Source organism: Candidatus Poribacteria bacterium (assembly GCA_021295755.1).
Lineage (GTDB): Bacteria > Poribacteria > WGA-4E > WGA-4E > PCPOR2b > PCPOR2b.
The window spans coordinates 14,590-29,730 of record JAGWBT010000066.1; the positions used below are offsets into that span (position 1 = coordinate 14,590).

The 15,141-nt window shown below is 47.5% G+C and carries 13 protein-coding genes; 4 read left to right on the plus strand and 9 right to left on the minus strand.

The genetic code is table 11. From position 1 onward, the window contains the following. Nucleotides 1-287: 287 nt before the first annotated feature. Together J4G02_11115 and J4G02_11120 are read right to left on the minus strand one after the other, a co-directional pair. Nucleotides 288-2,357, minus strand: a complete 2,070-nt coding sequence (locus tag J4G02_11115; protein ID MCE2395126.1) for a hypothetical protein — start codon at nucleotides 2,355-2,357, stop codon at nucleotides 288-290. Between the two features lie 43 nt (nucleotides 2,358-2,400). Next, the gene (locus J4G02_11120; protein ID MCE2395127.1) at nucleotides 2,401-3,444 is read right to left on the minus strand and encodes a Gfo/Idh/MocA family oxidoreductase; all 1,044 of its coding nucleotides are present in this window, start codon (nucleotides 3,442-3,444) and stop codon (nucleotides 2,401-2,403) included. A gap of 100 nt (nucleotides 3,445-3,544) precedes the next feature. On the opposite strand from J4G02_11120, the gene J4G02_11125 reads away from it, so the two are divergent. Beyond that, complete coding sequence (locus J4G02_11125) at nucleotides 3,545-4,258, plus strand: hypothetical protein (GenBank protein ID MCE2395128.1); 714 nt, start codon at nucleotides 3,545-3,547, stop codon at nucleotides 4,256-4,258. A gap of 2 nt (nucleotides 4,259-4,260) precedes the next feature. Here J4G02_11125 and J4G02_11130 read toward each other — a convergent pair whose 3' ends face one another. From J4G02_11130 to J4G02_11160, 7 genes are all read right to left on the minus strand, one after another. Continuing rightward, nucleotides 4,261-5,559, minus strand: coding sequence for a hypothetical protein (locus J4G02_11130; GenBank protein MCE2395129.1), 1,299 nt, complete (start codon nucleotides 5,557-5,559; stop codon nucleotides 4,261-4,263). Between the two features lie 29 nt (nucleotides 5,560-5,588). Then, nucleotides 5,589-5,894 carry a helix-turn-helix transcriptional regulator gene (locus J4G02_11135; GenBank protein MCE2395130.1) on the minus strand — a complete coding sequence of 102 codons (306 nt, stop codon included), beginning with the start codon at nucleotides 5,892-5,894 and terminating at the stop codon, nucleotides 5,589-5,591. Nucleotides 5,895-6,112: 218 nt separating this feature from the next. Then, a complete protein-coding gene (locus J4G02_11140; GenBank protein MCE2395131.1) occupies nucleotides 6,113-6,952 on the minus strand; it encodes a phosphonoacetaldehyde hydrolase in 840 nt (279 codons plus the stop codon). 77 nt (nucleotides 6,953-7,029) lie between these two features. Next, the gene (locus tag J4G02_11145; GenBank protein ID MCE2395132.1) at nucleotides 7,030-8,103 is read right to left on the minus strand and encodes a Gfo/Idh/MocA family oxidoreductase; all 1,074 of its coding nucleotides are present in this window, start codon (nucleotides 8,101-8,103) and stop codon (nucleotides 7,030-7,032) included. 119 nt (nucleotides 8,104-8,222) lie between these two features. Further along, nucleotides 8,223-9,215: a DUF91 domain-containing protein gene (locus J4G02_11150; protein ID MCE2395133.1), complete on the minus strand. Its 993-nt coding sequence runs from the start codon at nucleotides 9,213-9,215 to the stop codon at nucleotides 8,223-8,225. A gap of 18 nt (nucleotides 9,216-9,233) precedes the next feature. Further along, on the minus strand, nucleotides 9,234-10,214 hold the full coding sequence (locus tag J4G02_11155; protein MCE2395134.1) for a VWA domain-containing protein: 981 nt from the start codon (nucleotides 10,212-10,214) through the stop codon (nucleotides 9,234-9,236). A gap of 214 nt (nucleotides 10,215-10,428) precedes the next feature. Beyond that, entirely contained in the window at nucleotides 10,429-11,451 is a 1,023-nt protein-coding gene (locus tag J4G02_11160) for a hypothetical protein (protein ID MCE2395135.1), read from the minus strand. A 663-nt stretch (nucleotides 11,452-12,114) separates the two neighbouring features. Between J4G02_11160 and J4G02_11165 the strand changes: the two genes are divergently transcribed. From J4G02_11165 to J4G02_11175, 3 genes are all read left to right on the plus strand, one after another. Further along, nucleotides 12,115-13,332, plus strand: coding sequence for an LptF/LptG family permease (locus tag J4G02_11165; GenBank protein ID MCE2395136.1), 1,218 nt, complete (start codon nucleotides 12,115-12,117; stop codon nucleotides 13,330-13,332). A 137-nt stretch (nucleotides 13,333-13,469) separates the two neighbouring features. Beyond that, entirely contained in the window at nucleotides 13,470-14,531 is a 1,062-nt protein-coding gene (locus J4G02_11170; GenBank protein ID MCE2395137.1) for an LptF/LptG family permease, read from the plus strand. Next, a partial coding sequence (locus J4G02_11175) for an isoprenylcysteine carboxylmethyltransferase family protein (GenBank protein MCE2395138.1) occupies nucleotides 14,528-15,141 on the plus strand: 614 nt, incomplete at its 3' end. The genes J4G02_11170 and J4G02_11175, both read left to right, overlap by 4 nt.

Genomic DNA, 15,141 nt, shown 5'->3' on the forward strand with positions numbered 1-15,141 from the left:
GTTCAGGGGGACTTTGGAAGCTTCGTGAAGGTCGAAGTTATTGGTAAATGTCCACTTATTTCTCTAATTCACCATAAATAATTTTGCCCTACGATTCGGACAGAAACCAATGGGTATTGATAAGTTGGTTTTAATCCCGATTCTATCAAGGGGTGCAGTGGTTCAAGGGTTCATGAGTTCAAAAGCGTCAGTTTTCTTCACGCATCACGTTTCACGTTTTAAGAACGGGTTGTTCTCTATCAGAATTGGTATAAACTTTTAATCCTGCGTGAACTTTGTTGGTGTCGCTATTGCGGTGTCTTAAAGAAAAGCTGCTCCATGCCGTAATCCAAGGCGCGGTCAAAAGGATAGCCGTCTTTAATCACGTTGCCCAGATCGGCGTTGTACACGGTGGGAACTGTCATTCTGCCCACGGGCCAGATGGTGACGTAGTGTTGTGAGAACCAGCGGACGAGGGCGGCATAAAGTGCCTCCCCCGCTTCTGACTGAGGTGGAACGACTTTTCGAGCTACGTGTAAATCGAAAAACTCTTGCAAATAAGGCGGGGGTTTCCGTCCAGATTCGCCGTTCGTGTTGAAGTACATCTCTGACATGGGTGCCCAGTGCCCCTTAAATCCGGGCCAATAGTCCTCGGATATGCCGGGTGCCCAGATGGGTTCGTCGCTCCAGTGGATCGTAGCCATGAGTTCGTTGCCGTTCATGCGCTGACCGAACAGTGAATTGCCAATCACGTCAAGCGTAGTACGAATCCCGACGTTTTCAAAGTAGCCTTTTAAGAGTTCGCCTAAGCCGAGAAAATCGGGTGAGATTTCAGCGGTGGTAATTGTCAACTCGAAACGGTCCCCATTTGGGGCGGTCCGGAAGCCGTCAGCGTCGCGTTTGATCATGCCAATCTCGTCGAGCAGCTTGTTAGATGCCTTGGGATCAAAGGTCTCTTTGGTAAAGCCGTCGAGGGTGTAACGACCAAAGTAGAGGGTGTTGTTCACGTCCTCCTTGTCGATTGCGCTTGCCATCGCGCTGCCGAAACGTGGATCGGAGACGAGTTGCTGCCAGACGCTGCCCTCATTTTCGTAGTCATAATCGTGATTGAGGAACAGAATCGGGGGGTTGTTGATTGAACCGTGGAGAACTGTCTTAATGTTGGATCTCTTGGCATTTTCTCGATAGAGGGGCATTTCCCTGATTTGGGCGAAAGAGGTAACGACATCATACTCCCCAGCAGCTGTTTTCAGAGTGATAGACTGGAGTTGGTTTGAGACTTCTGCCTCGACCTGGTCGATGTAAGGAAGTTGGTTGCCGGCGATATCGACCTTCCAATAGTAAGGGTTGCGAACTGCCCTGACCACCGAGCTAGTGACCTCCTCGGCGATCCATGGGGTCAGTGACGGGACACCGACGCCGTGTTCGCGGTATAATTCCCAGTGGCGCATGTCCTTGAGGATGACAAGGTCTTCCCAAGTCCTCATCTCCAACTCATCGAGGATCGGTCGAATTTTAGCCATGTCGGTATAGTCTGCGTGGAACTGTTTGATGAAGTGGGCGGGTCTAAAGAGTAGGGTATAATCTGGAATCCAAGAAGACAGTTCCGCTAGGAATTGACCATAAGGGGCATCAAAGGTGATTCTGAAGGTCAACTCATCAATGATGGTGAGTTTACCGGGTGTCCCGTCTGCCCGCCCTAAGGTTCTGGCTTTGATGGGGAAACTTGGATAAATCCGCTCGTCGCCGTAGAGCTCGAATGTCATGCGCACATCTTCGGTGGTAACGGGGACGCCGTCAGACCATTTTATACCCTCGCGGATGGTGAGTGTATATTGAGTGAAGTCTGCGCTAATCTCGTAGCTGCTCACGATGGCGGGAAGCGGGTCCTTGGTACTCTGGTCGGGTGCCCTGAGAATGGTCATCCCCATCGCCAACGCCAATTCGTGCATAGAGCCGTTGAGGTTGGTGGTGCGGATAGTGCCGCCGTAGTTCCCGACCTCCCAATCGAGCCACTGTTCGGAGTTCAGCACTCCAGGTCCTACCACAAACGGTTCGACGGGGAGGCGTTCGGAGATGGGCGGTAATTTGCCAGCGGAAACTAAGTCGGCGAAGAAGGGGACTTCGTTGTATTTGGAGGGCGGAGGGTACTTTTGCCTATTGACCGAGATGGGATCTGATGCCAATACGAGGTTTGAAGGCAGGCGAGGTAAAGGAGTTTTTGATGGGCGGGCGATAGATTCAGTTGATTTTATATCTTCTGTTGTTTCTGTGTTACTAGAGGTCTTATGAACGTCGCTGCGACAAGCGACCCAAGCAGGTGCAATACTAATGAAAAGGCATAGAATTTTTAAGAACTGTGCTGCTCTATGCTGCATGTTCGGATCCTCTATTGCTGGATTGAAAATTTTCCTCGTATCGCTACCCGCTGCGGACTTCGCGCTCACGGTCAGAACCGGACAGTGGAAGTTCCGTCCACGTCGCATTGCGCGCGTGTGAGGCGTGAAAGCCGACGATGGCTTCCAGCGTATCGACAGCTTCGGAGGCAGGATATGGAAAGTTGGTTCCGCCGTCAAGCCACTCCACGATTTCTGAGACTGCTCGGTCCATTCCCGACACGCTATCGTTAGCGCTACTCCAATGTTCTTGGCGTCCGTCCCAGTATTCGAGGGTTACATTGCTGCCGTCGGAGATAGCACGCCCCTCGGTGCCGTTGAGGATGATCTGTCCCGGAACTGTGGCGTAGTCTCCTGCGTCCACTGTGACCATAATTCCTCCTGCCAGTTTTATGACGCCCCACCCGCCGGGGTCACGGAATGCGGGTCCACGGCAATCGGGTTTACCTGCGAGATCGAGTGTGGCGGAGATCGCTTCAATCTTTCTGCCGGTGAGCATAAGGAGGGCGTCGATCATGTGGGTGCCGACGTTTCCCAATCTGCCAGATCCCCATTGCAAGGACGCCGAGGTCAATTCTCCCAGACCGTCTACGGCGATCAGATCTCGTAGTCGGCGGTGGTTGAGGTTGAACCGTCTTTGGTGGTTGAGGACCAGCAGCGCACCTGCTTCGGCACATGCTTCGAGCATTTGTTCGGCGTCGGGGAGTTGCGTTGCTATCGGTTTTTCACAGTAGATAGCGCGAATCCCCTGTTTGGCGCACGCAACAGTGATCTCTGCGTGTACCGGTGCGTAGGTTGCTACACTCACAATGTCGAGTGGCTCTAGAGCCAGCATTTCCTCCCAGTTAGCGTAGGTCGTTGTGCTTGCGCGTTGTGCAAAGCGTTCTCGCCGTCCGGGATCGCGGCTACTGCCGACAATCCGATTGACGCGGGAATGGTTGGATAGGGCATCGAAGTGTGTGCCGTCGAGACCGCTAACCTGCTGACCGAGGGCATCTCCAGAGACCTGATCCGCCCCGCCGATAAAACCGAGCCCGATGATGCCTGCCCGGTAGGTTGTGTTGGTCATGGGTTTATTCTCCTTGCTTAATTGAAACCGGGTGTCAACCCGCACGTAACAATAGATGGACTAAATCCGTATTCTTTTAACCTAGATTTGGAGAGGGCAAATGATAGACACAAAACTCCGCGCTGTTATTGAGGAAAACCTATCAGTTATCCTTAATTATGATCCTTATAAAAAATTTGAAGGAATAAAAACCACAGCAGATTTTGCTGCGTTATTAAGGAACGATCCAGCTTTTGCACCATTTTTTCTTTATCAGCCTAAGTATATTACAGCACGAATTGGTGGTAATCTAATCACTAGCCTACACCGTAAACTAGGAGATCTATACGAGGAGCTTTTCAAGGTTCTATTGAGAGAAAAACTAAACGTACCAGAAAGCGATTTGGAGTATGCGGTTGATATCCGTGTTAACGGAGAAACGCAACAACGGTCTACAGATGGTTTGATTCGTTTCGTTGACTACTCTGGTACTGACCAAACACGACTTTCCCAATTCGCTGCAATTGAAGATGCTGTCGGCATGGCTTTTGAGGTGCGTTCTTGCTATCAAATCGGTGACTCGAAACGAATCCAAGCAGACCGCGATTTGGCACTTAACCTTAAACATGATCGGATTGAGCCGATTATGTTAATCTTCTGTGTTACATCTCTTCCAAGTCCGGTGAGACGGTTATCAAATTACTGGAATGTTTATGAAGGGAAAAATGCTTTTGATTTTGTATATGAACTGACTCAATTCAACTTATATGAATTTCTTAGGCAAGAAAGGGGAACCATCAAAAAATTGATGGATAGCATATTTGAGATGATGTAATGCTATTTACTCACGCAAACAGCGGTTTCATACAATGCCTTTTTTCCGCCGCGCTTGCGGAGTACAAGTAGTTGATCGACGTTAAAACCTTCTATATCAAATATTTTAGCTAGAAGAACATCGGTCAAGATTTCAACACCTTTCAACCTAGAGTTTCCAACAACATACGCACCCCGAAAGTTGGTAGTGGTGATTTTGTGCAATTCTCGGATGTGTTCATCCATCATATTGAAATATTTTATGGCATAATTGCACATTAGGTTGCTTTGGGGACGTAATTCGTCGATGATCGGTGTGAGGATTTTTTTTAAGTGCGGATATGGCTGAATCACATCATCGTAAAGAACTGATGTCGCTCTGCCCCAAGTTCCCCCAATTGCAGCCAAATCAAGTTCGGATGATTGAGCCGCATTACCAAAAACTCCCATAAAAAACAGTTGAGGACGTGTGGTATGAACGTAGCTGAAACGATTCGGATAGGGCGGAGAAGTGATAATACGATCCACTTTCTCGTCTATTAGATGACTAATTTTGGTGCTATCTCCTAATAAGATTTGACTTCTACCAAAATCTCTTTGTGGAGGCAAAGTTTGCAAATCATCTACAATTTGTGCAACATTCTCTGTGAAGTCCTTTCGTACGTCTATTTGGCGTGTATGATTATCATCAAAGGAGATTGTCGGATGATTTCGATGGATATTCGCGCAATCCAATGCCGAAGCACACAAAGCCATCCAATATAATTGACTATAATTAGTTTCGCAGATCTGTTCGATAATATGCTTGACTAAAAGCAGCTCTTTTAAGACATCTTTTCTCCACCATCGAAAAACATTATGAATTGGCGGTAACTGAAGTTTATATTTCTCCATAACACTGTTTATTGACATCGACTGACATCTTTCCAAGAGATCAATGAGTTTTTTCTCGACTTCTGAAAAATGTACTGCAAACTGGTTGGGGGAAACCTCCCAGGTAAGGGCGTACTCTGAAGCTATTTTCAACAAAGGGTTTATCTCTATACCAACAAATGGTATACCCAATTTTTTCATTTCTATTGCGGTTGTCCCTTTTCCTAAAAAGGGATCACAGATAGTGGTATCGTTGTCACATGCTAATTCTTTTGCAAAGAATCTAACAAGTTCTGGTGAATAACTTGGCGTTAAACGAAACCAACGATGTACAGGTTCAAAAAGCCCGTTCAAGAAGGTAACATCACTGATTTGAGGAAACTTAAAAGTAAAGCCTTGTTCGGTATAATGAGTGGTGTAATTCTCGTCGAAAAGTGCAAGTTGTATCATTATTAGACTTCCTTTTCACTTTCTTCCAGTTACTCTTTCGGCTTGGGTTCATAACTTTCAAGAAGTTCTTTTACAAGTCCTATAACCTCTTGAATCTGTTCATAGTGACCATAGTCTCTCACAATTTTTTCAGCATGTGCAGGTGTTTTTAAGTCTTCTAATGGGACAGTGTAGTATTCGCTCAATTTCTGTAATATGCGCGTATTTGGAAGTAGAATCCCATTTTCGAGTTTGCTGAGGGTCGCTTGATCCATCTCTAGATCTGCCGCAGCTTGTCGAAGTAATTTTGCTTTGGCTTTTCTAAAAGTTCGGATTTTTTGACCAAAAGATTGCATCTTTTTTTTCCTATTCAGAAATTGCCTTGATTATTTATGTCAAGAATTATAACATCATGAAAATTAAATTGCAACATAAAAATTTGATTATTTTTAAAATCTCTGTGAATGTATAACATCTGCAGATCGAGGATCAAATTTTACTACCACTATAGATATGAGGGGCAGTGATGTTTAGAGTGGCACCGTTTAGCTGAGTCGACTCATGTTTATATTTATTATGGGCGTTCGCCACGCCGTAGTCGTTCGTCAATGAGATCGAGAATTGGCGGCACATCCCAGATGCCATCTACCACATAGTGTGCGCCGGTCTGATGCAGTCGCGTATATGCTTGCGCGAGTTTGGCTTCCCCCACATCTTGGGGTAGGGCTGCGATTTCCCCTTCGTTGAGTCCGATTTCATTGCCGGTTTTGGCGAGACCGATGGTCCACATGCCGGCGTTGAGTCCTTCTTCGATGTCTGGGAGGGTATCGCCCACTTTGACGATTGCTTCCATCGGATAGATCCCCAGATTCATCGCGTTTTGTAGGCACATCCACGGTTCGGGACGACCTTCTGGTACATCGCTGGCACAGACCGTTGTGTCCGGCGTGTAACCGCGATCTGCTGCTTCTTTGAGGAGGAGTTCCATCATTTCTCGGAGGTAGCCGGTGGTGGATCCGATTTTTAGGCCTCGGCTGCGAAAGTCGGCGATAGCTTCTAAGGTGCCGGGGATCAGATCCGCGTAGTCTGCAAGACAAGCGAGTTGGAGCGGGATGAACTCTTGGAACATGGCTTCGACGTCATCTTCGTCCGGCTGACGCCCATGGGCATCCTGCCATCGCTGTGCCACGGCTTCAATCTGTGAGATTTTCCGAATGTGGACTTTTTTATGCGCTCCCATCGGTACGCGTGCCTCTTCGATGGTGATTGGAACGTCCTTGCGTTTGTAGACCTCTACGAACACAACGGCAGGTGCATAGCAGCCATAGTCCATAGTGGTGCCCGCCCAGTCTAGAATGATTGCTTTTAGCGGGCCTCGATAGGTTCGCTGATAAGTATATTCGATATTTGTCAATGTGTAGTTTCTCCATAAGGGTGAAATAGTAGGCTTATGTTAAAAGAACGTGATACGTGAAACTTGAAAACAGTAATCTATCCCTGCCGCAAATCGATTTCTTGCTCCTGTTCGGCGGATTGGTACATCGCCTCGGTGATGCGAGCGACGGTCAGGCCGATTGCGCCGGTATCAATCATATCAACACGCCCCAGCAAGCCCCAGACAACATGTTGCTGTGAACTTTCGTAACCATCTCCCATATAGCCGAGTGAGCGCATTCGTCTCTCGTAGCCGTCGATATCGAAGGTTACATCTGCATCCATGTCGTAGAGATCGGTGTAGAAGGTAAACGGATTTAGCTTGATGCCGCCTTTTGAACCCATGATACGGTCACCTTCACCGCCGTCCATGTTTGCTGCCCACGCCTCTTCGACAAACATGGTAATCCCACCTTTGAAACGGACGAAGCCTGTGCCGAGTTCCTCGACATCGTAGCCGCTGTCTTGTCTGCGTCCTTCGTCCATATCTAGTTCTTGGTAGGTGGACGCGCTTACAGTTTCGATCTCGGGATTGTCGAGCAGGTAGACCATTCGTGCCATGTTATAGATGGCTGTGTCCAGTAGTGTTCCGCCCCCGGCTTTCTCCCGCTGCACGAAGTGGGTGGTGGCATAGCCATCAACGTAGGGTCGTCCACGACGGCGGTAGTGGCTTGTCTTTACATAGTATAGGTTGCCAAGCGCATTTGCGTCAATGAGGTGTTTGGCTGTCCGTGTTTCTCTGGTGAAGACTGTTGCCATTTGCACTGACAACTTTCTCCCTGTTCTCTGTGCGGCTTCATACATCGCGACCGCTTCTGGACCTGTTTTTGCCATCGGTTTTTCGCAGTAGACGTGCTTTCCCGCTTCGAGTGCTGCGATTGTGACGGGGGCGTGCAGGAAGTTGGGCAGACAGACATCCACGCTATCAATTTCGTCAATTTTTAGCAGGTCGCGATAATCGGAAAAGGCGTGCGGAATGTCATGCTCCTGCGCGACCCGTTGTGCTTCAGATTCATCGATGTCTGCGACGGCGACCATTTCGACATCGTTAGGCATAGATTGATAGCCTCGCACATGGCTTTTGCCGATGATTCCAGTGCCGATGATACCTACCTTGAGTTTAGCTGACATGATTTTCTCCTGAGCGTGTATGGGGTATGCGGGGTGAAACGTAAAACGTAATGTCCCGTTCCGAGAATCCCGATAAATCGGGACGGGAAACGTAAGGGGATCCCCTGTTTTTTTTCGGTTTATTCCTCTAAAATTGTGTTCCGTGTGCGTTCAAAGATTTCGATAGCGTATTCCAGATGTGCTTGGGACATGATGTTGAACGATACCCCAAATCTCTTGGGCGTTACATCGGGCAGCTTCGATCGACATTCGGCAATGTGTCTCGGTATGAAATCGCCGTGGGCATCGATTCGGAAGTGGTTCGCTCGTTTTGAGGGATATGAACCCATCCACCACCTTCCTCCAATTGTCATGCGAATTTGGGCAATCCGTGGACGAAGAATTGCGCCGCAGGACTCGACGTAATCGAAGAATTTCTGAGCAACCTGATGAAGATCTTGATTCTTGGTGAGTGTAGCAAGGAAACGTTCGCGGGTTAGAAATTGCCGGGGCGTGTATTGATAGGTGGCGCGGGATTCCTTAATGGCAGAGGTGCCGAGTATTGTCTTTGTGGCGATTAGGAGTTCATCGGGGGCTTGGTAGGAGAAGTAGGAAATGTAGGTCAGGTCGATGCCAACGCGCCGTAGATATTCGGCGATATCGAGGACACGGACATCTACCCCTTCGGAAACAAGCACCATCCGCTGCTTGCGATTAAAGGAAGACCTCCTCATCGCCCCCAGTTCATAGCCGAAGAATGCGCTGTGCAGCGCTAGCAGGGAGGTAAATTCGCGTCCTTGTCCTTGAGACCATCGTCCAGCAAAGCGATCGAGATCGGCGAATGAGAATTTGGCAACAGTTGCGGCGTAGTCTAGAATCTGTGCAATCGCTGCACGGGAGGTTTTGCCCCGCTTGAGTTCAATGACGATGCAGTTTCCCTGACGGTCAAGCGCGAGGAGATCGATTTTTTGAGATTTTCCGATGGGGATTTGTCGGCTGATTATGCAGATGCGCTCATTTCCTAGAAGCAGGTTGGGATCTTGTTCGAGCAGATCTTCCAGATCGCGTTCTTCTTCAAAGCGCGACGGATCCAGTTGTCGGAAGCCCGTTCCTTCCCATCGGTATATTTCCATTGAACTATCCTTTCGCGTTCACGGGATTTTTCGCATCCGGGTATTTGACAGGACAATTTCCAGCATCAACAGGAGTGTTGCGAGGATTAGGGGATACGCAGCGAGTTCCTTATAGCGGGTGTATTCTGTGACCTCAATTTTGGTTGTTTCGAGTTGGTTAATCTCTTGGTAAATCTCGGATAGTTTCTGATTATCCGTTGCGCGGAAATAGCGTCCGTCTGTAATCTCCGCGATCTGTTTGAGCGTTTTTTCATCTACATACGTTCGATTGGGACTATACTGTAGTCCGAAAATCGGATCATGGTATGGAATGAATGCGCCACCCTCTTTCCCCATACCGATGGTATACACCTTGACGCCGATAGCTTTAGCAGCTTGGGCGGCGGTCAATGGATCAATGGTCCCAGCGTTATTCTCACCATCGGTAAGCAAAATCGCAATTTTGCTTTTGGCTGTTGAATGACGCAGTCTGTTGGTAGCGTTCGCAAGCGCGTCCCCGATGGCAGTGCCATCTTCAAGCATGCCGATCTCGACATTGAGGAGCAAATTTCCAAGGACTTGGTAATCGAGCGTGAGGGGACATTGTGTGAAACTTTCACCGGCAAAAACAACCAGTCCGATGCGGTCATTTTTCCGGTCATCTAGAAAGTCGTGGATGACTGCTTTTGCTGCGTGCAAACGGTTATCAGGCTTGAAATCTTCAGCTCGCATGCTTCCAGAAATATCGAGGATTAGCAGGATGTCAATACCTTCAGAAGTGATCTGTTGACGACTATGGGACGATTGTGGACGTGCGAGGGCGAAAATCATCAGGACAATAACAAAAAATCGCACAAAATTTAGGAACGGAAGACATTTGACCCAAAAACTGGGCACAATCTGGCGACTGATACTGAGATCTGAAAAGCGGATTCGCCCGCTGTTTTTTTGGCTCAGATACCAAAGGAGGAACGGCAGAAGCAGGAGTAAGCAGAGAAATCCAGGATGATCCAATCGCAAGGGCACACCTCAAACTTGTGTTGGTTCATTGGTTCATTGGTGCAGTTGCAGCAGGCACGCTGCACTGTGCCGTAGTTTGCGCTCGGGTTACGGCATATAGACCCCCGATAAGATCTGTTCCGTTCCGAGGACTCCGATAAATCGGAGGAATCCCGATTTATCGGGAGATTCAGAGCGATATGTATACTACCAGCAATTTGGGGTACTTCTAGCATCATCGATGAAACTGCGGAGGCGCATATTCCCTGCGTGGGCTGTTCGCAGGACGAGTTGGTTTCTGGCCGAATAGGGTTCGGAGGCTAACGCCGATTCCGATGGTGCTTGCGATAATGAAGGTTGGAATACTCAGGTAGGGAATCACCGTTGCCATGCGATAAATCCAGTATCCGACAACGACCGCAACAACATTTGATTGTTGTGGGAAAATTGTGCCTCCAATCGAGAGAAAAATTGCAGTTTTTCCGTAAATTGCGATCGGCAATAAGATGGCACTTAAGAGCATTGCGAACGGGATACCTGCAATCGAGAGAATGAGTAAGATTGACAAATAAGGCACGATTATCAGAACGATCAATCCGAGCAGCGTACTTCCAATCGGACGATGAGAAATGGTAGATGCCATATTGTTAATCTGTTGTGGAAATATCAGCACGATTAGCAGATGGATGAGCGTTAGTGTAATGAAGGTCATCAGTTCCCAACCGAACCATGCGTATTGCCGATCGCCCCATGCTTCTTTCGGTATTCCTTCCATCATTAGCGAAGTGGCTGCGGTTGCCAATTTGAAACCGTTAATCTCTTCGTAGGCATCGGTCTCATGTTTGGTATTGCTGAGTAAGCCTTCTTTGCCGATAATTTCGCCCAAAACTACCGTTACTTTGCCGCCTATCTGTGCGCCTTGCTCAATTTTGACGTTTCCACCAAATAGAAATACATAGCCCTTTACGCGCCCCTGAATCTTTGCATCTCCGGCGATCAAGATGATATCATTGACAATTTCTGTTTTTCCGAGATTGACTCTGCCGCCGATTTGGGTAATTCGGGATATGTCTTCTGGGTCGGTTGACAGGGTAGCTTTCCTCGGTGAGGAGGCTGTTGTAGGTTCGATTGGGCTGGGTTGTTCTGCCCACTCGGAGGGATTTGTCTCGCTGCCTTCAGTTTGAGCGATAACGGAATGGGAGATGAGTATTCCAAGACTGAGATATAGGATTATAACTAAATAAACAGGTTTTGTCATTGAAGAGCCTCAATGGGGAAAGAAGATATAATAGATCAGAACTTACGCAAATTTAGCACGCAGTGCGAGATTTTTTATTTTTAACCCCCTAAACCCCCCTAACCCCCTAAATCCCCCTTGTCAGGGGGACTTGGGAAACTCAGGGGGACTTATGAACCAACTGCGTGAGTCCTAAGATATAATACGTTTCTGACCACTGTTTTCAATATGTATTAACCTAAGTTTGAACCTAAGAAAGGGTGGGTTACAGATGATGTTTTTCTGCGCCGACTTCTCCGTGTTATGTTGTACGCTGCGGAAAAGTGAACTTGATTGACGATTCCGAATCGGTTAGATATAGGGCGAAACGTAGATTATATATGTATGTATATCAGGCGAAATGCCAATCGACCATTTTGGTGCACACAAGATATTGTATGAAAATTGCATCTTCTACCGGATATATAGTAGGAAACTATAAGATATTTGGTCGGATTTGTCAATAAAAATTTACAGATGATGCCTAATTTGAGGTCCAGTTTGTCATTTTTTTTTGACAATTTGAATTTTCACTTTACCAAACAGCACTAATATCTTGCTAAGATCCTGTGACATAGGGTAAAATTAAGGCTAAACATCCTCTACTTCAATCAGAGGCTGAATCTACGACGGAGTTAAATGGGCTTGAAAATTTTAACGAGATATACCCTCAAAGAATTTTTCCCTCCTTTTCTTTTGGCACTTATCTGCTTTACCTCCATTCTGTTGCTGGACGAGATCTTCAGGTTGACCAAGCTGTTTGTAAGCAAAGGTGTCAGTCCTATCTATTTGGTTAAATTGTTGATTTATGTGCTGCCAGCCACGCTTGTTGTAACCATTCCGATGGCGACGCTCGTGGGGATTTTGCTCTCACTTGGTAGATTCTCAACGGATAATGAAATTACTGCCATGAAATCGCACGGTATAGGCTTCCATCAGATCCTTTTCCCCTTGCTTGCTGTCTCTAGTTTACTATGCATTTTCGACTTCTTTTTTATGGATTATGCACTCCCTCGCGGTAACATTGCTTATGTTTCGTTGAAGCATGACATAAGCAGGCGTCACTCTGCCTTTGTTCTTGAGGAGGGGGTGGTTATGAAAGAGTTAGAGCGCGAGGGGAAACTCTGGCTATATGAGTCAACTCATCCGGATACGGGGCGGTTAGAGCATGTGAAGGTATGGGATTCAATATGGTCGGGGCAGCCGCGTTTTGTTGATGCCAAGGGGGCTATAGTCGATTTTAAGAATGGGCAGGCGTGGTTGACGCTTTATGATGGGTTTACTTATGAGCCTGTTTCCGGTAGTGACAACGGTTTTCGGGTAACTAGTTTTGCTGAAGATCAGATCGCCCTTGACTTTACGGAAACGCTAGAACGGACGGAGTTTGAATCCAAGAGCACCCGAAATATGCCGCTTTCCAAGTTGAAAGTCCATATCGGTGAACTTAAGGAGGGTTTAAGCCAAAAACAATCGAAACCTCGTCTGGATAGGTTGCGATATGCACAGGTTGAATATCACAAGAAGTTTTCGATTCCCTTTGCTTGTTTTGTCTTTGGTCTAATTGGTGTGCCTCTTGGCTTGGTTGTGAAGCGGAGTGGCAAGATGGTGGGTTTCGGTATCGGTCTTGGGCTTGTTCTTGTATACTACTTGCTGCTACAGGTTGGACAGGATACAGGACGAAGCGGTGCGCTGCCCCCCGGCTTTTCGGTTTGGTTGCCAAACCTCGTGATAGGGTTATTGGGTTTGGGGTTCGCGCTGCGGGTTATCTTGGAGGGAAAACTGGAGACGCAACAGACTCAAGAGCAGAAACCGCCGCCTTCTCTTGAAGAGACAAAAGTCCAAGAGATTGGAGAGTCGGACTGATAGAACGTGTTGACTATCTTGTTATAAAACGAACGCCTAAAACCACCGCCGCAGTATTGACATATAGTAAGAGTTGTTTCAGATGTATTTAACCGATAGGGTTACAGTTCTCCATAAGATGTAAGGTCGAATATAGTATGAGAATTCTTGAGCGATATGTTTTAATTGAATACCTCAGAACTTTTGTGTTTGCGCTAGCCTTTTTCATCGCGCTAGTCATTACTGTTCGGCTGCTCGACAAAGATATTAAGCGTTTTGATGAGGAGGTGTCTTATCTCACAGCGATTCAGATTGTGCTCCTTCAAGCTCCGCGACGGAGTATGGAGGTTATTCCGTTGGCGAGTTTTCTTGCTGTATTCTTTGTTTTGGGGCGAAAGGTCGAAAACAACGAGTTGGCTGCGATGCAGACAGCTGGTATCAGCGTTTATCGTCTCCTCCTCCCAATTCTCGTATCTATGTTTTTGGTGTGTATCGCTTTTGTGATTTTCTATGATCAGGTTGCATCGCCTGCGTATCATCGCGCCAATCAGTTGCAGAAGAAGATTCGTTTGCGTCGGAGTCGCAATGTTGTGTTCAAGGGGCAGCATAATCGATTGTTCTACATCCAAAATCTGGATCTGGAGAATGAAACGATAGATCGGATGACGATTTATGAGTTGGATCAGCATGACAAGGTTACTCGCCAGATTTTTGCAGATTCAGCGACTTGGTCACCGAACCAGTGGCATTTGTCGAAGGGATATGTCCGTCATTTCGATGGAGCGTCCGAAACTACTTTTGAACCGTTTGTAACCAAGCAGATCGAGCGAGCAGAGGAACCGGAACGTTTCGCAGGGAGCAATAAACACCTATCGGCGATGACAATTGGAGAGCTGCGGCAGCAGATTAAGTACAAACAGACCGCGGGGCAGGTGACACGGCGTGAGGAGGTCAAACTACACCATAGAATGGCGTATCCCTTTGCGGCGTTTGTTGTGATTCTGATTGGTGCGCCAATTTCGATTCGCTTTGGTGGTGCGGGATTTTTCGCTGGGTTGCTTGTTGCCTTCTTCCTTGTTTTTATGTACTGGGGAATTTCGTTGGCAACTCTTGAAGGACTTGGTGAGAATGGGAAACTACCGCCGGCTGTTGCTTGTTGGGGTGCGAATGTGCTTTACGCGACTATCGGAGGCATTCTGATCTGGAAGATGCCGAAGTGAGTCGAGAGAGCGAGATTTTCAGGAGGGCCAGACCTATTAGGTTTCACGTCTTACGCTTCACTCCTGCAATCGGTCGCCTTTTCTTTCGACTGCGCAGCCTCACAGCCATCCCGTTCATATTAATCTTAATCTGTTTTGCCCGTGCCACGTTCACTTCCGCACTAGTTGGCGTAATCCCTCTGATTCTTGGTGAGTTTTTACGTTTGTGGGCGGTTGGCTATGCCGGTGGTGCGACTCGTTCGCGGACCCTCGGTACTGCGAGTGATCTTGTAACGACGGGGCCCTACGCGCATGTCCGTAATCCGCTCTATTTGGGGAACTTGCTACTCAGTCTAGGTGTTTGTGTTATTGCCAATGTTTACTGGATGATTATTGTGTTACTGATAGGATATTTTGTCCAGTACCTGCCGATTATCGCCTCTGAAGAAGCGTATCTACGAGAATTCTGTGGGGGACCATATCAAACCTACTATGCAGCCGTTCCCAGATTCATTCCCCGCCTTCGCAGCTACGCGAATCCTTCTGCACACAGTTTTTCTCTTTCTCAGGCGCTCAAAGCTGAAAAGCGCACACTAACGGCGATTGCTTGCGTGATTGGGTTGATTGTGGG